Source organism: Mesorhizobium sp. B2-5-4 (genome assembly GCF_006441095.1).
In the GTDB taxonomy this organism is placed as follows: Bacteria; Pseudomonadota; Alphaproteobacteria; order Rhizobiales; family Rhizobiaceae; genus Mesorhizobium; species Mesorhizobium salmacidum.
The window spans coordinates 139,646-158,197 of sequence record NZ_VFUR01000012.1; the positions used below are offsets into that span (position 1 = coordinate 139,646).

Consider the following 18,552-nt stretch of genomic DNA (forward strand, 5'->3'; position numbering starts at 1 on the left):
CATGGAACAGATCACCTATTTCGAAGACTACGAGATCGGCTCGACGCGGCTGACCAGCGGCCGCACGATCACCGAGACCGACTTCATCGTCCATGCCGGACACACCGGCGATTTCTTCCCGCACCACATGGACGCCGAGTTCATGAAGACGACGCCGTTCGGCCAGCGCATCGCGCATGGCACGCTGGTGTTGTCGGTCGGCATCGGGCTGACGGCGAACGTGATCAACCCTGTCGCCTTTTCCTATGGCTATGACCGGCTGCGCTTCATCAAGCCGGTGTTCATCGGCGACACGATCCGCACGCGCACCACCATCGCGGCCAAGGAGGACGACCCCAAGCGGCCCACCTCGGGGCGGGTGATCGAGCGCTGCGAGGTAATCAACCAGCGTGGCGAGGTGGTGCTGGCGGCCGACCACATCTACATCGTCGAACGCAAGCCGGCGCAGAGCTGAAACTCCGCGCAATTCCGCGAACCGGTGGCAGGCGGTGATTCGCTCCAGACCAAGCAGCAGCGAACCGGTCCGCTGGCAGCGGCGTCCCGGCATGGTCCGGGCGGGGAAATCACATCAGTCAATCGACCTTCACGGCGACCACCGCGGCGCAGTCGCCAGCCTTGACCAGGCCAGGAAAATGCCGCGCCGCCAGCATGCCCGACATTTTCGCCCGGATATCCTGCGGAGCAACGCCGGTGCGGCCGGTGGAATGGATACGCGCCAGAACCACGCCCGCTTCGACGGGCTCGCCGAGATCGACCATGGTTTCGATCATGCCGTCGTCCTCGGCGAAGCAGAAGCAATCTCCCGAGGGCATGTCCAGCCACTGGGTTTTGCCGGTCTCGACCGCCCCGGCGACGATACCGGCATGACGCAACACGTTGAGGATGCCGCGCCGGGCGATCCGCACCGTCTCGGCTCGCGAAGTGCCGCCGCCGCCGAGCTCGGTGGTGACGAAGACCTTGCCCATTTCTTCGGCCGCCGTGTCATACATGCCGATTGCGTCGATCTCGGTCATGCGCATCGAGAACGGTGCCGAGAATGCCGCCACCGCGGCAAAGGCTTTCTGCTCCAGCGCCTTGTCGGGCAAGGTATGGGCGGCGCAGAACGGCACGAAATCCAGCGTTTTGCCACCGGAATGGAAGTCGAAGACGATGTCGGCGCGGGGAAGCAGCTCGCGTTGGAAATAATCGGCGATCTTCTGCGTCACCGTGCCGTCGGGCCGGCCGGGAAAGCTGCGGTTCATGTTGCCCTTGTCGATCGGCGAGGTGCGCGTGCCGGCCCGAAAGGCCGGATAGTTCATCGCCGGCACGATGATCACCGTGCCGCTGACCTGGTCGGGATCGAGCGTCCTGGCGAGTTCGTAGAGCGCCAGCGGCCCTTCATACTCGTCGCCATGATTGCCGCCGGTCAGCAGCGCCGTCGGCCCCTTGCCGTTGCGGATGACGCAGATCGGGATCATCACCGAGCCCCAGGCCGAGTCGTCGCGGCTATGGGGCAGGCGCAGGAAACCATGTTGGACGCCGCCGCGATCGAAATCGACGGTCGGCGCGATGGGCGACGGGCGAAGACTGGACATCGGGCTCAATCCTTCACCACCAGTTTGCGCGGCACATTGGCCAGGCACTCCACACCGGTTTCGGTGATCAGGATGGACTCGGTGATCTCCAGTCCCATTGTCTCCAGCCAGAGACCGGTCATGAAATGGAAAGTCATGCCGGGCTTGAGCTCGGTGCGATCGCCGGGACGCAGGCTCATCGTGCGTTCGCCCCAGTCCGGCGGATAGGAAATACCGATCGGATAACCGGTGCGGTTGTCCTTGACGATGCCGTATTTCTTCAGGACGGCAAAGAAGGCGTTGGCGATATCCTCGCATGTGTTGCCCGGCCTGGCGGCGGCAAGACCTGCTTCCATGCCTTCCAGCGTCGCCTTCTCGGCATCGAGGAATTCCTGCGTTGGTTTGCCGAGAAAGACGGTGCGCGACAGCGGGCAATGGTACCTGTTGTAGCAGCCGGCGATCTCGAAGAACGTGCCCTCGCCATGCTTCATCGGCTTGTCGTCCCAGGTCAGATGCGGCGCCGAGGCGTCCGCGCCCGACGGCAGCAGCGGAACGATCGCGGGATAATCGCCGCCGATGCCGTCGACGCCGCGCGTGCCGGCATCGTAGATCTCGGCGACCAGATCGCATTTGCGCATGCCGACTTCGATCTTGTCGACGATGCGCTGGTGCATCGCCTCGACGATGCGGGCGGCCTTGCGCATATAGTCGATTTCGGTCGGGCTCTTCACCGCGCGCTGCCAGTTGACCAGCGCGGTGGCATCGACGAAGCGGGCGTTGGGCAGATGTTTCTGTAAAGAGGCGAAGGCGGCGGCGGAGAACCAGTAATTGTCCATCTCGACGCCGACGGTGAGCTTGCCCCAGCCGCGATCGGTCAGCACGCTGGACAGGAAGTCCATCGGATGGCGCTCGGTCGACTGCACATAATGGTCGGCGTAGCCGACGATGTTGTCATGGGCGAGATAGGCGGTACGCTTGGCGCCGTTGGCGTCCTGGCCACGGCCATACCAGACCGGCTCGCCCGACGGCGGCACGATGACCGCCTGGTGGACGTAAAACGACCAACCATCATAGCCGGTCAGCCAGGCCATGTTGGAGGGATCGCTGACGATCAAAAGATCGACGCCCTTCGCCTCCATGGCTTTCCGCGTCTTGGCGAGGCGTTCCGCATATTCGCTTCGCGAGAATTTCAGGTTCGGCTGCATAGTGTTGGTCCTCGTTTTTTGGGGCTGGAGCCCGTTTCAACTTTGTTGAATCCGGCTCCAGGAAATTCTTTTTTGTCGGAGCATGATCTGCCGGGAAAACCGGTCGCCACTTTTTCCGGATCATGCTCCTGCGGCCGGGATCAGCTTTCAAAAACCGTTCCGGCTTTCGCGGCCAGCGCACGGTCGCGGGCGAACGTGGCGATCGCCGTATCCTGCACGCCGGTGCCGGTAAGATCGGCGATGGTGATGTCGCTGGCCGAGCGCCGGCCATGCTTCGCGCCGGCGATGATCTGGCCGAGCTCGGTCACATCAGTGTCAGCGGCCATCACGCCTGCCGCGATGGCATGGTGCAATTCACCCAGCCGCCGCGTCTGCTTCGCGCTGTCGGCGACATAGAGATCAGCCATGCGCAGGATCGCCGGCGCGATCTCGTTCTTGTGCTCGGCGTCGGAACCCATGGCGGTGATATGCTGGCCGGCCGAGACAAACCCGGCTTTGATCAGCGGTTCGGTCGACGGCGTGGTGGTGACGATGATGTCGGCGCCGGCAACGGCGTTGGCCGCATTGGGTTCGGCACGCACGTCGATGCCGAGCCTTTCGCGCAAGGTAGCCGCGGCGGTCTCCGCCTTGGCGACATCGCGCGCCCAGATGCGCGCCTGCCTGATCGGCCGCACCAGCATCAGCGCTTCCAGTTGCAGCCCTGCCTGGACCCCAGCGCCGAAGATCGCGGCGACGGATGAGTCCGGCCGTGACAGGTGTTTGGCCGCGACTGCTCCCGCAGCAGCGGTACGGACGTCGGTGAGATAGCCGTTGTCGAGCAGCAAGGCTTCGACCAGGCCGGTTCTGGCTGACAAAAGCACCATCATGCCGTTTACGCTGGGCAGGCCGAGCTTGGGATTGTCGAAGAAGCCGGGGCTGATCTTGATGGCGAAGCCATCGATCCCAGGCACATAGGCGGTCTTCACATCAACCTCGCCGCGATGCTGCGGAATATCGAGCCGCAGGATCGGCGGCATCGCCACGGGCAGTGTGGCAAGCGCGCGAAAGGCATTCTCGACACAGGCGACGGCATCGAGGTCGAGTGTCACGATTGCGCGCAGTTCAGCTTCAGTGAGGATAGTCATCCTGCTCATGCGGCGCGCTCCGAAATCGATGGTATCTCCCCGCAGACGATCTTCCTGTGCAGTTCCATGTCGATGTTGCGGCCGGAAAGCAGAACCACGACCGGCCCCTCGGCCTTGACTTTGCCAGCGAGCAGCGCCGCGATGCCCACCGCGCCTGCTCCTTCGACGATCTCGCGTTCCTGTTCATAGCCATGGCGAATGCCGGCGGCGATCTCGTCCTCGCTGAGCAGAACGACATCATCGAGCAAGTCGCGGCACATGGCGAAGGTCAGCCGGTTGTCGAGGCCGATGCCGCCACCGAGCGAATCCGCCAGCGTCGGCAGTTCCTCGACCAGCACGGGGTGGCCGGCATCGAGGCTCGCCTTCATCGCGGCGCCGCGCGCCATCGAGATGCCGACGACTTTTGCCCCGGGACGAACGCCCTTGATGGCGGCGGCGACACCGGAAGCCAAGCCACCTCCAGAGAGTTGCACCAGCACCAGAGCGGCATCCGGGACCTGCTCCATCATCTCCAGCCCGAGCGTGCCTTGCCCGGCGATGATCGCGGGATGGTCGAAGGGTGGCAGCATGACAAGCCCTTCCTCCGCCACCAGCCGCTCGACCTCCTGCTGGGCATCGTCCTGGCTGTTGCCGACAATACGGATTTCCGCGCCGAGGCGGCGGATTTCGTCGAGCTTATTCTGGGGTACCAAACGCGACATGCAGATAACCGCACGCATACGCTCGAGCTTTGCCGCATGGGCGAGCGCGCGGCCATGGTTGCCGGTCGATGCCGCGATGACGCCGCGCGCCTTCTCCTCGGCATCCAGCGAAGCGACGGCGTTCGAAGCACCGCGCAATTTGAAGCTGCCGGTGGTCTGGCGGTGCTCGAGCTTGAGATGGACCGGCACGCCCAGCCGCTCGGAGAGACTCGCCGAAAGCACGACCGAAGTGCGCTCGACCTTGCCTGCAATTCGCTCACGTGCGGCGCGGATATCGCCAAGGGTTACTGTCGCCATGATCGTCAGTCGCGCGGCAGGGGCAGCGTCATCAGACGGCCGAATTCGGGATGGGCTGTCTCGTCGCCGCAAAGGCGCAGACAGTTCCAGGCGGTCGCCTGGTTGCTGGTCACCACCGGGCGGCCGATCGCCTCTTCCATGCCGGTGACCGCGAGTGCGCCGCGCAGTGCCGTGCAGGACAAGAACAGCGCATCGGCCTGCGGGTGCATCGCCTGGCGCGCGAGATCGACAAGCGCTGCCGGAGCAATGCGCGCCATCTCGCGATCGTCCTCGAAGCCGAGGCAGGTAAAGCTTAGGATTTCGAAGCCACGTTCGGCGAAATAGGTCGCCATCGGCCTGGAGGTTTCCATGGTATAGGGCGTGAGGATGCTGATCCTGCGCACGCCGAACGCGTTCAGCGCGCGCACGCCGGCCATTGTTGGCGTGACGACGGGCACGCCTGCTTTGGCGGCCTGGATCGCAGCCTCGACCTCTCCATCGCCAATCACCACCGAGGCCGACGTGCAGGAATAGCAGATGGCGTCGAGCGGCTCGTCCGGCAGGATCAAGGCGGCGCCCGCCGTCAACGCCGGCTGCATCTTGCGCAGGTTCTCAGGCGTCGTCGGATTGGCATAGGGGATGCGCGCGACATAGACGCCGATCCGTTCGCTCGCCACCATGCGGCGAAAATCCGGCTCGGTGGTATGGTCGGTGGCCAGGATGATGAGGCCGACGCGCCGCTCCAGCGGACGCTCATCGAGCGCTGGCCGGTTGGGCACAAGCTTGATCTCGGGCAAGGGCTTCATCTTTTATCTTTCGATCTTGCCATAGCGGCGTTCCAGCCAGCGCAGCAGCACGACCGAAATCAGGCTGATGGCGAGGAAGAAGGCACCGACCAACGTGATCGGCTCGAGGTAGCGATAGTAGGTGTTGGCGACGCTTTTTGCCTGGTTCATCAGCTCTAGAACGGTGATCGCCGAGAGCAGCGGCGTCTCCTTGAACATGGCGATGAAGTAGTTGGCCAATGCCGGAATCATCGGCGGAATGGCCTGCGGGATGATGATATGCGTCCAGGTCTGCCGGGCGCTGAGATTGCAGGCCTTGGCGGCTTCCCACTGGCCACGCGGTACATTGTCGATGCCGGCGCGGTAGACCTCCGCCGTGTAGGTGCCGTAGTGCAGGCCGAGCCCGATGACGCCGGCGACCAGAGGCGGCAGCAGGATGCCGATGTCGGGCAGCACATAGAAGATGAAATAGAGCTGCACCAGGAGCGGTGTGCCGCGGATGAATTCGGCCACCCAACCGACGGTACGCGACACCGCTTTGTTGGGCGAGCGGCGCGCCAGCGCGATGCCCAAGCCGACGATCGCCGCCAGCACCGAGCCGAGCAGCGTCGCCAGGATGGTGATCTTCACCCCCTGGATCAGGGTCGGCAGGATCTGCCGGACAAAATCCCAATCCCAATCCATCAGCGAACCCAATTCATCAGGAATGCTCCGGCCATCAGACCCGCACTCCGTCGAGGCCGCGCGCCATGCGGCGTTCCAGCGAGCGCACACCCCACGAGATGAGCAGCGCCAGGATGAAATAGATGAAAAGAATGGTGGTGAACGGCACCATGGTGTTGCCCGTCTGGGCGCGCACCACCTGTGCCTGGAAAGTGAGGTCGGCAAGCGAGATCAGCGAGACGACCGATGTCGCCTTGAGCAGCTCGATGGCATTGTTGCCGAAGGTCGGCAGCATCACCAGAAACGCCTGTGGCAGGATGACGTGGCGCATGCCTTGCCAGCGGCCCAGATTGAGCGCGATGCAGGCCTCATGCTGTTCGCGGCCGATCGATTGCACGGCGCCGCGCACCACCTCTGCGGCATAGGCTCCGACATTCAAGCCCAGCGCCAATACGCCGGCCTGCAACGGGGTCAGTTCGAGACCCAGCAGGGGCAACACGAAATAGGCGAAGAACAGCTGCACGAAGATCGATGTGCCGCGGAAGAATTCGATATAGGCCGTCGCCAGGGCCCGCAGCGCGAAGAAGCGCGACAGGCGCCCCAAGCCGGCGAGAAAGGCCATGATCAGGGCCAGCACCGACCCCATCAGCGTCAGCTCGATGGTGACAAGCGCTCCCTGCAATATCAGGCCGAAATAGCCGGACCACTGGGTCATTGAGGTTCCAACGTTTGTAGTACTAGGGTCCTTCTTCCCGTTTACGGGAAGAAGATTGCCGGCAGGCAGATGAGGGGCAGCGCCAGCTCGGCAAACCGGCGCCGCCCCTCATCCGGCCCTTCGGGCCACCTTCTCCCCGTGAACGGGGAGAAGGCAAGAAAAGCGCGCGCTACTTCGCCGAGCAGAGCTTGTCGCGCGTGGTCGACATTGCCGCCGCCGCCGAGAAGCCGTAGGGCTCGATGATCTTGGCGAACTCACCCGACTTCTTCATCTTTGCCAGTTCGACATCATAGGCATCACGCAGAGCCTCGTCGCCCTTCTTGAAGGCGGCGCCGTCGCAATAGACCGGCGCACCCTGCACCGGAGCGATGACTTCGAGGTTCGGATCGGCGGCCTTCTTCATCAGATCGTTGATCGACAGCACAGGCAGCGAATAGGCATCGATGCGGCCGTCCTGCACCATCTTCAGGCCGCTCTGGCCGTCCGGCACGACGATGACGCGCTCGCGCGGCACGCCGGCGTTGAGCGCCAGCTTCTCCTCGGTGCCGCCGCCGGGCGCGCCGATGGTGGCGGACGTGTCCTTGGCGACATCCTCGTAGCTCTTGAAGCCTTTCGGATTGCCCTTCTTCACCAGCATCGCCTCGGCGTCGCACAGCACCGGCTCCGAATAGGCGACCGCCGCGCAACGCTCCGGCTTCATGAACAGGCCGGCGGTGACGACGTCGAAGCGGCCGGCCTGCAGGCCGGGGATCATGGCGCCATACTCAGAGATCGAGGCGACGATATCGGCCACTCCGAGACGCTTGAAAATCTCGCGCGCCACGTCGGGCGCGGCGCCCGAAACCTTGCCATCGGCGGCGACCGCCGTGTAGGGCGGCTCGTTGGCGATAGCGACGCGTGCGAACCCTTGCGCCTTGAGTTGTTCGAGCTTCTTGTCCGCGGCCGAGCCCAGGCTTGATGTCGCAAGCACCGCCGTCAGTGCGAGGCCAGCGACGCCGGCCAGAATGCCAAATTTCTTCATTGTTCCCAACTCCTTGTTCTTGTCTTGGTTTGCGTGATTTCAGGACGGCTTAGCCGCCTTTGGCATGCGGTCAGACACGGTGTCCGGCCGCGATGATCTTCTTCAGGAACCCTTGCGTGCGTTCCTGCTTGGGATTGCGGAAAATCTCGTCTGGCTTGCCTTCCTCGACTATGCGGCCGCGATCGAAGAACAGCACCCGGTCGGCGAAGTCGTGGGCGAAACCCATCTCGTGCGTGACCAGCAGCATGGTCATGTCGGTTTCGGCGCAGAGCCGCCACAAGACGTTGAGTACCTCCTCGACCAGCTCCGGGTCGAGCGCCGACGTCACCTCGTCGAACAGCATGATCTTCGGCTGCAAAGCGAGCGCGCGGGCGATCGCCACGCGCTGCTTCTGGCCGCCGGACAATTGGGCCGGCATCGCCTTCGCTTTGTCGGCCATGCCGACCATCTCGAGCAGTTCCATCGCCCGCTTCTCGGCAGCGGCGCGCGGCGTTCCCTTGGTCAGCATCGGCGCCAACGTCACATTGTCGATGACGCTCTTGTGCGGAAACAGGTTGAACAGCTGGAAGACCATGCCGGTCTTCTGGCGCATCCGCGCCAGATGGCGCTCGTCGGCCGGCAGCAGCTGGCCGTTGCGCTCCATGTGGTAGAGCTGCTCGCCGTCGATCTGGATGTGACCGCCGTCGATGCGCTCCAGCGTCATCAGGATGCGCAGGATCGTCGTCTTGCCCGAGCCGGAGGGGCCGATCAGCGCCAGCTTCTCGCGCGGCATGACCTGCATCGAGAGGCCGTCCAGGACCTTGAAGCTGCCAAAGCTCTTCGAGATGCTGTCGACCTTGATGATGGGTGCGGATGCGGACAAATGAATTTCCCCGTGCTGGAGAAGGCTGGTGCCCTTAACGATGCTGAACGTGCCAAATCATGTCAATTGGGAAAATAATATCATGACAATTATTCCGATTGCGCACATTTTCCACTCAAGCACAGCCGGGGCACGCTTAGATTGCGAGCAGCAAATGCTCGGGATCGCCAAGCAAGAGTTTGGTGACAACGCCGAGACCGGCCCGCAGTTCCCCCTCGGTGGTCGAACCCAGCGAGATGCGTACCGCCGGATGCCAGGGCGCATCCGAAATGCGAAAGGAGGTGCCTGGCGCAATGGCCACGCCTTGCAACCGGGCCTGGGCGACAAAGCTCTCCTCGGAGCGGTCGGCCGGCAGTTGCAGCCAGATATGCAATCCGTCGCGGCGGGCACGGTAGTCGACGCCTGAGAGTACCTCGCCAGCGATATCCTGCCGGCGATGCAACGCCGCGCGCTGCCAGCGCACCAGTTCCATCGCGGTGCCGTCGGTCACCCATTTGGTGGCGATCTCGGCCACCATTGGTGTCGCCATCCAGTTCGAGACAAGATGCCGGTTGGCGACGGCCGCAACGTAACGATCGGGCGCGGCGAGATAACCGATGCGCAGGCCGGGCACGGTGATCTTGGTGAAGGAGGTGACGTAGAGCGTCCGCTCCGGTGCGAAAGCGGCGACCGGCGGCGGTCGATCCTCGACCAGCGGACCCAGCACATCGTTCTCGATAATTGCGATGTCGTGCTTGCGCGCCACCGCCGCGATCTGCTCGCGGCGCGCCGCATCCATGAGCGTTGCCGTGGGATTTATGACGGAAGGCTGGACGAACACGGCGCGGATATCGGAAAGCCGGCAGGCCTCGTCCAGCGCTTCCGGAATCAAGCCATTGCCGTCAATCGGCAGGCCTTCGAGATTGAAGCCGAGATAACGGGCGAGCGGCACCAGCGTGTGATGGCCGATCGCCTCGGTGGCGACGGTGGAGCCCGGCGGCGCCACGCTCATCAGCGCCACTGTCATGCCGGCGGTGGCGCCATTGGTCAGGCTGATGTTCTGCGGGGAGGCATCGAGGCCGCACAATTTCAGCCACTCGACCGCCACGGCGCGGTGGCGCGGGAATACCATGTTTGGCCGGAACGACAGCACCGAACTCGACGGCAGGTTTTCGGCGAGCCAGCCCAGCGCCTGCTTCATGCGCTCCAGGTGCATCGGCTCGCAGACCGGTTTCAGAATCGACAGGTCGATGACCTCGCCGAGGCGCTCGGGCAGATAAGGCGGCTCCGGTTCGCGGCGCTGCGTCTGGACGAAGCTGCCACGGCCGATCTCGCCCGAAATCAGGCCACGCCGGATCAATTCCTCGTAGGCGCGGCTCACGGTCTGCACTGACAGCTTGAGATCGTCCGCCAGCCTGCGATGCGTCGGCAGCCGCGCGCCATTGGCAAGGCGGCCGTCATGGATGGCGCGCGCGAACTGATCGGCCAACGATTGATAGGCTGGCCGCCGGATGAGCGTAGGATCGGGTTGCCACAATGTCATGACTTATTAGAGATCGAAATCAGTGCAATTGACAATCGAAATAATGCGCCGTCATGGTACGATCGACGAAAAAGTGAGCGCTGATGACTGCCGCGAAACTCGACGCGATCGACCTTAAAATCCTCGACGCCATCCAGCGTGACGGACGTATCACCAAGCTGGCGCTGGCCGAGCAGGTCGGGCTGTCGCCAACACCGTGCTGGATGCGGCTGCGCAAGCTCGAAAAAGCCGGCATCGTTTCGGGCTATCACGCCCGGATCGCCATACGCGTCGTGGCGCCGGTCGCCACGGTGCTGATGGAGGTGACGCTCGCCAGCCACCGCCAGGCCGATTTCGACCGCTTCGAGCGCGTCATCCGCGACATCCCCGAGATCGTCGCCTGCTGGTCGGTGGGTGGAGGCGTCGACTATGTGTTGAAGGTGATGGCACGCGACATCGACGCCTATCAGCGGCTGGTCGACGGCTTGCTCGATCGCGAGATCGGCATCGACCGCTACTTCACTTACATCGTCATCAAGACGGTAAAAGATGATGTCGCGCTGCCGATAGCGGACCTGCTGCCGGCACCGACATAGCGCCGGAGAAATGGGCTGCCCTCTCGGTGCAATAGAGAGATTCTCTCTACGGCCAGGCGTTCAAACAGCCTCTCTGTCTGCCGCTGATGGATAGTCTCCCCGCATCAAACCGAACCGGGAGGCTTCGACCATGTCCGCGCATTTCGCCCGCTCGCATCGCCACGAAGCGCTAGACCGGCTCGCCGACCGCCGGCTGCTGCGCGAACTCGCTTACGTCGACGGCCATTGGACGGCGAGTGAGGCTGCGGAGAGCTTCGAGGTCACCGATCCGGCGACCGGCGCCACCGTGGCCTTCGTTGCGGCGCTCGATGCCGGGCAGACCACAAAGGCAATCGACGCCGCCGCGCGCGCCTTTCCGGCGTGGCGGGCGCTGTTGCCGCAGGAGCGCTCGAAAATCCTGCGGAAATGGTTCGACCTGATCATCGCGGCGAAAGACGACCTCGCCCTGCTGATGACATTGGAGCAGGGCAAACCGTTGAAGGAGTCGCTCGGCGAGATCGACTACGCCGCCTCCTTCATCGAATGGTATGCCGAGGAAGCGAAACGTCTCAACGCCGAGAGTGTCACCAGCCATCTGCCGAACGCGGAGATGATGGTGCGGCGCGAACCGCTCGGCGTCGTCGGCGTGGTCACGCCGTGGAATTTTCCGTCGGCCATGCTGACGCGCAAGGCAGCTGCCGCACTCGCCGCCGGCTGCACCATCGTCGCGCATCCCTCCTCGGAGACGCCACTTTCGGCGCTGGCGCTGGCCGAACTCGGCGAACGCGCCGGCCTGCCCGCCGGCGTTTTCAACATCGTCACCGGCAAGGCCGCGACGATCGTTGGACGCATGTGCGAAGACCCGCGCGTGCGGGCCATGAGTTTCACCGGCTCGACCGAGATCGGCCGGCTGATCGCGGCGCAAAGTGCGCCGACGATGAAGCGGCTGGTGATGGAACTCGGCGGCCACGCGCCACTGATCGTCTTTGCCGACGCCGATATCGACAAAGCGGTGACCATCGCCATCGACGCCAAATTCGCCACCTCGGGCCAGGACTGCCTTGCGGCCAACCGCATCTATGTCCAGCGTCCGCTCTACGACCGATTCTGCATCGCTTTCGCCAAGCGCATCGAGGCGCTGCGGGCCGGCAATGGCCTGGCCGATGACATCGACATCGGGCCGCTGATGCATGAGCGCGCCGTCAAGAAGGTCGAGGAACAGGTTGCTGACGCCATGGCCCTTGGCGCGCGTTGCCTCACCGGCGGCAAGCGGCATCAGGCCGGGCCGCTGTTCTACCAGCCGACACTGCTCGTCGATGTCGCCGACGAAGCGCTGATCATGCGCGAGGAGACCTTTGGTCCGGTCGCCGCGGTGACAGCATTCGACGACGAGGACGAGGTGATCGCCCGCGCCAATGCGACCGAATATGGCCTCGTCGCCTATGTGGTGACAGAGAACGGCGCCCGCCAACAGCGCATGGGCCGCGCGCTCGACTATGGCATGGTCGCCATCAACCGTGTGAAGATCACCGGCGCGCCGATCCCGTTCGGCGGCGTCAAGCAGTCCGGCATCGGCCGCGAAGGCTCGCGCCACGGGCTGGAAGCTTTCACCGACCTCAAATACCTTTGCCTGGATGTGGCGTAGGCTCGCACCCGGATCTCTTTCAAGGAGTCAAAAAAGATGCTCGATCAGTCCAACGAACTCGCCGCTTGGGATCGCGACCACTTCTTCCATCCCTCGACGCATATGGGCACGCATGCCCGTGGCGAGACCCCGACGCGGATCATGGCCGGTGGTGAAGGCGTCACCGTCTGGGACAACAACGGCAAGAAGAGCATCGATGCCTTCGCCGGCCTCTATTGCGTCAATGTCGGCTATGGCCGCCAGAAGATCGCCGATGCCATCGCGACCCAGGCGAAGAACCTCGCCTATTACCACGCCTATGTCGGGCACGGCACCGAGGCCTCGATCACGCTGGCCAAGATGATCATCGACCGCGCGCCGAAGGGCATGTCGAGGGTCTATTTCGGCCTATCCGGTTCGGATGCCAACGAAACCAACATCAAGCTGATCTGGTACTACAACAACGTGCTGGGACGCCCGGAGAAGAAGAAGATCATCTCGCGCTGGCGCGGCTATCACGGCTCGGGCGTAATGACGGGCTCGCTGACCGGGCTCGACCTCTTCCACGACGCCTTCGACCTGCCGCGTGCGCCGATCCTGCACACCGAGGCGCCCTATTATTTCCGCCGCGCCGACCGCTCGATGAACGAGGAGCAATTCTCGCAGCATTGCGCCGACAAACTCGAGGAGATGATCCTGGCCGAAGGTCCCGACACGGTTGCCGCCTTCATCGGCGAGCCGATCCTCGGCACCGGCGGCATCGTGCCGCCGCCCGCCGGATACTGGGAAAAAATCCAGGCGGTGCTGAAAAAGTATGATGTGCTCCTGGTCGCCGACGAGGTGGTGACGGGTTTCGGCCGGCTGGGCACGATGTTCGGCTCCGACCACTACGGCATCAAGCCGGACCTGATCACCATCGCCAAGGGTCTGACCTCTGCCTATGCGCCGCTGTCGGGCGTCATCGTCGCCGACAAGATGTGGCAGGTGCTGGTGCAGGGCTCCGACAAGCTCGGCTCGCTCGGCCATGGCTGGACCTATTCGGCGCATCCGATCTGCGTCGCCGCCGGGGTCGCCAATCTCGAACTGATCGACGAGATGGACCTGGTGCGGAATGCCGGCGAGACCGGCGCTTATTTCCGTGCCGAACTGGCCAAGGCCGTCGGCGGTCACAAACACGTCGGTGAGGTGCGCGGCGACGGCATGCTGGCAGCGGTCGAATTCGTGAGAGATCGTGACGACGGTGTCTTCTTCGACCCTTCGCTGAAGATCGGACCGCAAATTGCCACGGCCCTTGCCGCAAGCGGCGTCATTGGCCGCGCCATGCCGCAGGGCGACATTCTCGGCTTCGCGCCGCCGCTGTGCCTGACCCGCGAGGAAGCCGACATCGTGGTGGCCAAGACCGCCGATGCCGTGAGCAGCGTATTCGCCAATCTCTGAGACCGACCCATGAATGCCATGACCAAAACCCTCCCCGCCACCATGGCCGCCGTGCTGCTCACCGGGCACGGCGGACCGGAAAAGCTCGTCTACCGCACCGATGTCAAAGTGCCTGCCCCCGCTTCAAGTGAAGTGCTGATAAGGGTCAGCGCTTGCGGGATGAACAACACCGATGTCTGGGTGCGTCAGGGCGCCTATGGTACCGAGAAGGATGCGGACGCGGTGTCGACCTGGCGAAGGCAGGGCAATACGCTGACCTTCCCGCGCATCCAGGGCACCGACACGGTCGGCACCATCGTTGCCGTCGGCGAAGGCGTTTCGCCCGATCGCATCGGCGAACGGGTGATGGTCGATTTCTCCATCTACAACCGCGACGACGATTCACTCGCCGACATCGACTATATGGGCCATGGCCGCGATGGCGGTTATGCCGAATACCAGACCGTCCCGGCTGACAACGCGCATGTCGTCGACACCACCTTGAGCGACGTCGAACTCGCCACGTTCTGCTGCGCCTACCTTACTGGCGAGCAGATGCTGGAACGCGCCGCACTTAAGGCCGGAGAACGGGTGCTGGTCACCGGCGCCTCGGGCGGCGTCGGTTCCGGCATCGTGCAGCTGGCGCGGGCGCGTGGCGCCATTCCCTATGCCGTCGTCGGCAAAGGCAAGGAACAGGCCGTACTCGACATCGGCGCCGAGGCGGTCATCACCCGTGGCGTCGCAGACCTGCCGCGAGCCGTGACCGAAGCGACCGGCGGCCAGCCGATCGACGTGGTCGCCGATCTCGTCGGCGGCGCGATCTTCAACGATCTGCTGCGCATCCTGCGACCCGAAGGCCGCTACACCACCGCCGGCGCGATTGCAGGCCCGGTCGTCCAGCTCGACCTCAGGACCATGTATCTCAAGCAGCTGCAGTTGCATGGTTCGAGCCAGGGCACGCGCGCCGATTTCCGCCGCATCGTTCGCTACATCGAGGAGGGCAAGGTCAGGCCGTTGGTCGGCGGCGTCTACAAGCTGTCCGATTTCCACCACGCGCAGGCCGATTTCGTCGCCAAGGATTTCGTGGGCAAGCTGGTGGTGGTGCCCGACGCTGTCACGGAGCGCCTCGCCTAGCCGGAACCCCGGCCTTTCGCCCGAAACTCCTTCGCCCTGCTGCTGTCATAATCGGAATGGCTTGCAGTCGTGCCAGCAAGGCGCCACAAACGATGACGCTCGCAGCGCCACCGGCCCGGGCATCCGGTCACGGGATACAGGCGAGACATGACAGCCCGAATGATACTGCTCGACGCCAAGCCGCTCAGCGCGGCTGACGTCGCCGAGATCGCGCGGCGCAATGCGCGGCTGACGCTGGGCGAGGAGGCGATGCGGCGCATCCGGGCGAGCCGCGCGCTCGTCGAGCAGCTGACGCAACTCGGCAAGCCGATGTATGGCGTCACGACCGGCCTTGGCGCCTGTGTCGACACGCCGCTCGCGCAGGCCGATCTGATCGCCTTCCAGCACAGCGTGCCGCTCAGCCACAGCATGGGTATCGGCCCGGCCCTTCCGACCGAGGCGGTGCGGGCGCTGATGGCCGCGCGCATCTCAGGCATGGCTGCGGGCGGCACCGGCACTTCCGAACGCGTGGTGATGGGCCTCGTGGCGGCGCTCAACGCCGGCGTCCATCCGGTGATCCCCACCTGGGGATCGATTGGCGCGGCGGACCTTGCCCATCTCGGCCATATGGCGCGAGCGCTGCGCGGCGACGGCGAGACGGAATACCAGTGCAAGATCATGCCGTCGGCCGAGGCGCTCGCACTCGCCGGGCTCGAACCGCTCGACCTGCGCGAGAAGGACGGCCACGCCATCATCGTCGCCAACAGCCTGTCGACCGGCACGGCGTGCCTGTGTCTCGAAGACGTCGCCCATCTCATCGACTGGGCGCTGGCCGCGGTGGCGCTCAACTACGAGGCGTTCCGTTCTTCCCTGACCGCGATCGACGAGGATGCCCTGGCCGCCCGGCCGGCGTTCGGCCAGCGCGAGATCGGCGCCCGGCTGCGTGCGGAACTGGCGGGAAGCGGCTTGTTGAAGGACAAAGCGGCGCGGCGGCTCCAGGATCCGCTCAGCTATCGCTGCGTGCCGCAGGTCTGGGGCGGCCTGCTGCATGCGTTCGAACAGGCGAAGCTGGCGACGGAGATCGAACTGACCCATTCCGGCGACAACCCGGTGATCCTGCCCGAGGACGAACGCGTCGTCTCAAACGGCAATTTCGACCTCACGGCGATGACGTTGGCCTGGGAGCATCTCGGCCAGGCCCTCGCCCATTGCGCGGTGGGCACCGCCAACCGCTGCATGAAGCTGATGTCGCCGACAATTGCGGAGTTGCCGCGCTTCCTGTCGGCCAGGGGCGGCAGCCGCCAGGGCTACGCTGAACTGCAAAAGCCGCTCGCCGCGCTGGAAGCCGAGATCCGGCATCTCGCCAACCCGATGTCGCTCAGCCCGCTTGCCGTATCGGACGGCATCGAAGACCAGTCGTCGATGGCGCCGCGCGTGGTGGCCAAAACCGCCAAGATTGTCGAGCGCCTGCGCTACCTCGTTGCTATGGAACTGATCTTCGCGGCGACGGGCGTGGAGTTGCGGGGTGTCGTCGACAGCATGGGCGAAGGACCGCAGCGCACCTTTGCCGCCGTCCGTGCGCTCGTCAGCCCGCTCGACGACGACCGCGAGATGAGCGCCGACATGACTCGGGTCGCCCGTATGGTGTCCGGTCCCCGGGACTGAGCCGGCGCTCCATCCAGCAATCGCGTTCCTATTGGAACGGGCCCCGGAGATTCAGTTGCTCGGCCAAAAGGCAGAAGCGGTCGATCAGCCTGACAAGCGCCTCACCCTGTTCGGCGACAATCTTACCGCGCTCGGGCTGCGGCATGTCAGCCAAGATCCTCCACAACCGGTTCTGCCGATCACAGACGTCTGCCAATTCAGCGCAGTCGTTGGAGGTCAATTTCAATAGATGATCCGCAGTCACCGGCCCGATGCCGGGAGGCGTGGTCGCTCCAAGCGAAAGATAGCCTGGCGGCACGGTACCTTTTGCATTCGTCACTGTCTCGCGGCAGAGGACATCGAATATCTGGTCGACGGCCTGCTTGGCGCCGGCGACGCGCGAGGGATGATCCGTGTCGGCCGCCGCATGCGGCAGGAGCTCAAGCCTGGCGCCATGCCTCTCGACCAAGCCGAGATAAGGCAGCATCGGGCCGGACAGGCTGCCAGTGGAGGAATCCCTGAACAGGTCGGCATCGATCGCGGCGTGGCGCACCTGCCCTGCATTCAGGGCGTCGCCCAAGGCCGCGACGTCGACGAGCTCGCCGCGATCGTAGTTGACCAGCACCGCGCCGCTTTTCATGCGAGATAAAATGTCCGTGCCGATGAGCCCGGCATTGGCATAGCGGCCGGTCCGCGCATCCTGCTTGCCCAAGCCGACATGAACGCTCAGCACATCGGCGCCTTGAGCCGCGTCGGCGAGGTCCGCCGCATAGGCAAAGCCCTCGGCTTCTATCCAGTCCCGATGCCGAGGCCGCGCATGGATCACCACGCGCATGCCGAAAGCGCGGGCAAGCTTGGCCACCTCGCGGCCGATATTGCCGTAGCCGATGATCGCAATCGTTTTGCCTTCGAGCTTTTCGGTGGGGAAATCGCGCAGTTCCCTGCCGGTGTCGAAGGCGCCCCGCGCCACCCGGTCGTGAAGTGTGTCGACCGGGAGATCCGGCAGCACTTTCAGGATCGCCTTCATCACCATCTGCGCGGTGGCGCGGCTGTTGATGCCGGGCGTGTTCATCAGCACCGCCGAGCCGCCCTCGCCACTGCCGCCGCCCCACGAGCGCGAGCCCATATTGCCGGTGCCGGCGCCGATCCGCACGCCGGCCAGCGGAAAAACGGTCTCGGCAGGCAGGAAGGTGGCGGCGGCAATGACGGCGTCATAGCGTCCGTCACCGGCGGCCTCGATCAGCTCTTCGCGGGTGCTGAGATCCGGCTGGTAGAAGAAATGCACCCGGCCAGGTTCGAGAGCGGTCTTGTCGCCAAGTCCGGTCGCATGAAAGCGGCCGCCCTTGGCTTCGATATGGGCACACACCTCCGAAGGGTCTGGCTTTCCATCAGCGTCGAAGCGCAGGCCGATCAGGTCGCAGACCAGAACGGCGTAGGCGCGTTGCGGATCGATCGGCTCAACGGCGTGTATGTCTGTGGTCGCGGTCACGTCGTTCCCTCATGCAGGACGGAGGCCTACTGATAAAGCAGGCGCTGAATAACCAGAACCTATCCGCCCGGAATGGTGCGGGATCGATCACCGGCGGCAGACCAGCGGCGAGTTGCGACACGATCTTGCCGGTGACCGCACCGCCGATCAGGCCCTGATGGCCATGGCCGAGATGGCACGCGGCACCGCCTTTCAGGTACAGTGCGATGCCGTCATTGGCCCCTTGAACGGGCAAGCCGGACGCGCGTAAAATCGCGCTATCTGATTGAGTCTGCTACATTCGTT

Annotated in this window: 17 protein-coding genes; 6 read left to right on the forward strand and 11 right to left on the reverse strand. The window is 64.3% G+C overall.

Translation table 11 applies throughout. The features are described 5' to 3' along the window. The first annotated feature begins 1 nt into the window (after position 1). Positions 2 to 454 carry a MaoC/PaaZ C-terminal domain-containing protein gene (locus FJ492_RS17175; protein ID WP_140771091.1) on the forward strand — a complete coding sequence of 151 codons (453 nt, stop codon included), beginning with the start codon at positions 2 to 4 and terminating at the stop codon, positions 452 to 454. Between the two features lie 118 nt (positions 455 to 572). Here the strand turns inward: FJ492_RS17175 and doeB are convergent, their stop codons facing one another. The 10 genes from doeB to FJ492_RS17225 all read right to left on the reverse strand — a co-directional run bounded on the left by doeB (position 573) and on the right by FJ492_RS17225 (position 10,427). After that, the gene (doeB, locus tag FJ492_RS17180) at positions 573 to 1,574 is read right to left on the reverse strand and encodes a N(2)-acetyl-L-2,4-diaminobutanoate deacetylase DoeB (RefSeq protein ID WP_140771093.1); all 1,002 of its coding nucleotides are present in this window, start codon (positions 1,572 to 1,574) and stop codon (positions 573 to 575) included. A 5-nt stretch (positions 1,575 to 1,579) separates the two neighbouring features. Next, entirely contained in the window at positions 1,580 to 2,758 is a 1,179-nt protein-coding gene (gene doeA / locus FJ492_RS17185) for an ectoine hydrolase DoeA (RefSeq protein ID WP_140771095.1), read from the reverse strand. A gap of 140 nt (positions 2,759 to 2,898) precedes the next feature. Then, positions 2,899 to 3,891, reverse strand: a complete 993-nt coding sequence (eutC, locus tag FJ492_RS17190; RefSeq protein WP_140771097.1) for an ectoine utilization protein EutC — start codon at positions 3,889 to 3,891, stop codon at positions 2,899 to 2,901. Beyond that, positions 3,888 to 4,880 (reverse strand): hydroxyectoine utilization dehydratase EutB, encoded by a 993-nt coding sequence (eutB, locus tag FJ492_RS17195; protein ID WP_140771099.1) that lies wholly within the window; start codon positions 4,878 to 4,880, stop codon positions 3,888 to 3,890. The genes eutC and eutB overlap by 4 nt, the downstream gene beginning before the upstream one ends. A 5-nt stretch (positions 4,881 to 4,885) precedes the next feature. After that, entirely contained in the window at positions 4,886 to 5,665 is a 780-nt protein-coding gene (gene eutA, locus FJ492_RS17200) for an ectoine utilization protein EutA (RefSeq protein ID WP_140771101.1), read from the reverse strand. A 3-nt stretch (positions 5,666 to 5,668) separates the two neighbouring features. Next, entirely contained in the window at positions 5,669 to 6,328 is a 660-nt protein-coding gene (ehuD, locus tag FJ492_RS17205; protein WP_140505765.1) for an ectoine/hydroxyectoine ABC transporter permease subunit EhuD, read from the reverse strand. Between the two features lie 34 nt (positions 6,329 to 6,362). After that, positions 6,363 to 7,022 (reverse strand): ectoine/hydroxyectoine ABC transporter permease subunit EhuC, encoded by a 660-nt coding sequence (gene ehuC / locus FJ492_RS17210; RefSeq protein ID WP_140714866.1) that lies wholly within the window; start codon positions 7,020 to 7,022, stop codon positions 6,363 to 6,365. Positions 7,023 to 7,191: 169 nt separating this feature from the next. Beyond that, complete coding sequence (ehuB, locus tag FJ492_RS17215; protein WP_140714868.1) at positions 7,192 to 8,043, reverse strand: ectoine/hydroxyectoine ABC transporter substrate-binding protein EhuB; 852 nt, start codon at positions 8,041 to 8,043, stop codon at positions 7,192 to 7,194. 70 nt (positions 8,044 to 8,113) lie between these two features. Further along, entirely contained in the window at positions 8,114 to 8,905 is a 792-nt protein-coding gene (gene ehuA, locus FJ492_RS17220) for an ectoine/hydroxyectoine ABC transporter ATP-binding protein EhuA (protein ID WP_027145205.1), read from the reverse strand. Between the two features lie 136 nt (positions 8,906 to 9,041). Further along, the gene (locus FJ492_RS17225; protein ID WP_140505768.1) at positions 9,042 to 10,427 is read right to left on the reverse strand and encodes a PLP-dependent aminotransferase family protein; all 1,386 of its coding nucleotides are present in this window, start codon (positions 10,425 to 10,427) and stop codon (positions 9,042 to 9,044) included. 83 nt (positions 10,428 to 10,510) lie between these two features. Between FJ492_RS17225 and FJ492_RS17230 the strand changes: the two genes are divergently transcribed. From FJ492_RS17230 to hutH, 5 genes are all read left to right on the forward strand, one after another. After that, positions 10,511 to 11,002, forward strand: coding sequence for an Lrp/AsnC family transcriptional regulator (locus FJ492_RS17230; protein ID WP_140771103.1), 492 nt, complete (start codon positions 10,511 to 10,513; stop codon positions 11,000 to 11,002). Positions 11,003 to 11,132: 130 nt separating this feature from the next. Further along, complete coding sequence (locus FJ492_RS17235; protein WP_140771105.1) at positions 11,133 to 12,626, forward strand: NAD-dependent succinate-semialdehyde dehydrogenase; 1,494 nt, start codon at positions 11,133 to 11,135, stop codon at positions 12,624 to 12,626. A gap of 36 nt (positions 12,627 to 12,662) precedes the next feature. Further along, the gene (locus FJ492_RS17240; RefSeq protein ID WP_140771107.1) at positions 12,663 to 14,042 is read left to right on the forward strand and encodes an aspartate aminotransferase family protein; all 1,380 of its coding nucleotides are present in this window, start codon (positions 12,663 to 12,665) and stop codon (positions 14,040 to 14,042) included. 9 nt (positions 14,043 to 14,051) lie between these two features. Further along, on the forward strand, positions 14,052 to 15,155 hold the full coding sequence (locus tag FJ492_RS17245) for an alcohol dehydrogenase family protein (RefSeq protein WP_140771109.1): 1,104 nt from the start codon (positions 14,052 to 14,054) through the stop codon (positions 15,153 to 15,155). Positions 15,156 to 15,302: 147 nt separating this feature from the next. After that, positions 15,303 to 16,799, forward strand: coding sequence for a histidine ammonia-lyase (gene hutH / locus FJ492_RS17250; protein ID WP_140771111.1), 1,497 nt, complete (start codon positions 15,303 to 15,305; stop codon positions 16,797 to 16,799). A 28-nt stretch (positions 16,800 to 16,827) separates the two neighbouring features. Here the strand turns inward: hutH and FJ492_RS17255 are convergent, their stop codons facing one another. Then, on the reverse strand, positions 16,828 to 18,267 hold the full coding sequence (locus FJ492_RS17255; RefSeq protein ID WP_140771113.1) for an NAD(P)-dependent oxidoreductase: 1,440 nt from the start codon (positions 18,265 to 18,267) through the stop codon (positions 16,828 to 16,830). Positions 18,268 to 18,552: the final 285 nt, after the last annotated feature.

Bases quoted from the DNA above. Each gene is read 5' to 3' on its own strand.
- FJ492_RS17175 (WP_140771091.1), top strand. From the start codon at position 2: ATGGAACAGATCACCTATTTCGAAGACTACGAGATCGGCTCGACGCGG.
- doeB (WP_140771093.1), bottom strand. From the start codon at position 1,574: ATGTCCAGTCTTCGCCCGTCGCCCATCGCGCCGACCGTCGATTTCGAT.
- doeA (WP_140771095.1), bottom strand. From the start codon at position 2,758: ATGCAGCCGAACCTGAAATTCTCGCGAAGCGAATATGCGGAACGCCTC.
- eutC (WP_140771097.1), bottom strand. From the start codon at position 3,891: ATGAGCAGGATGACTATCCTCACTGAAGCTGAACTGCGCGCAATCGTG.
- eutB (WP_140771099.1), bottom strand. From the start codon at position 4,880: ATGGCGACAGTAACCCTTGGCGATATCCGCGCCGCACGTGAGCGAATT.
- eutA (WP_140771101.1), bottom strand. From the start codon at position 5,665: ATGAAGCCCTTGCCCGAGATCAAGCTTGTGCCCAACCGGCCAGCGCTC.
- ehuD (WP_140505765.1), bottom strand. From the start codon at position 6,328: ATGGATTGGGATTGGGATTTTGTCCGGCAGATCCTGCCGACCCTGATC.
- ehuC (WP_140714866.1), bottom strand. From the start codon at position 7,022: ATGACCCAGTGGTCCGGCTATTTCGGCCTGATATTGCAGGGAGCGCTT.
- ehuB (WP_140714868.1), bottom strand. From the start codon at position 8,043: ATGAAGAAATTTGGCATTCTGGCCGGCGTCGCTGGCCTCGCACTGACG.
- FJ492_RS17225 (WP_140505768.1), bottom strand. From the start codon at position 10,427: ATGACATTGTGGCAACCCGATCCTACGCTCATCCGGCGGCCAGCCTAT.
- FJ492_RS17230 (WP_140771103.1), top strand. From the start codon at position 10,511: ATGACTGCCGCGAAACTCGACGCGATCGACCTTAAAATCCTCGACGCC.
- FJ492_RS17235 (WP_140771105.1), top strand. From the start codon at position 11,133: ATGTCCGCGCATTTCGCCCGCTCGCATCGCCACGAAGCGCTAGACCGG.
- FJ492_RS17240 (WP_140771107.1), top strand. From the start codon at position 12,663: ATGCTCGATCAGTCCAACGAACTCGCCGCTTGGGATCGCGACCACTTC.
- FJ492_RS17245 (WP_140771109.1), top strand. From the start codon at position 14,052: ATGAATGCCATGACCAAAACCCTCCCCGCCACCATGGCCGCCGTGCTG.
- hutH (WP_140771111.1), top strand. From the start codon at position 15,303: ATGACAGCCCGAATGATACTGCTCGACGCCAAGCCGCTCAGCGCGGCT.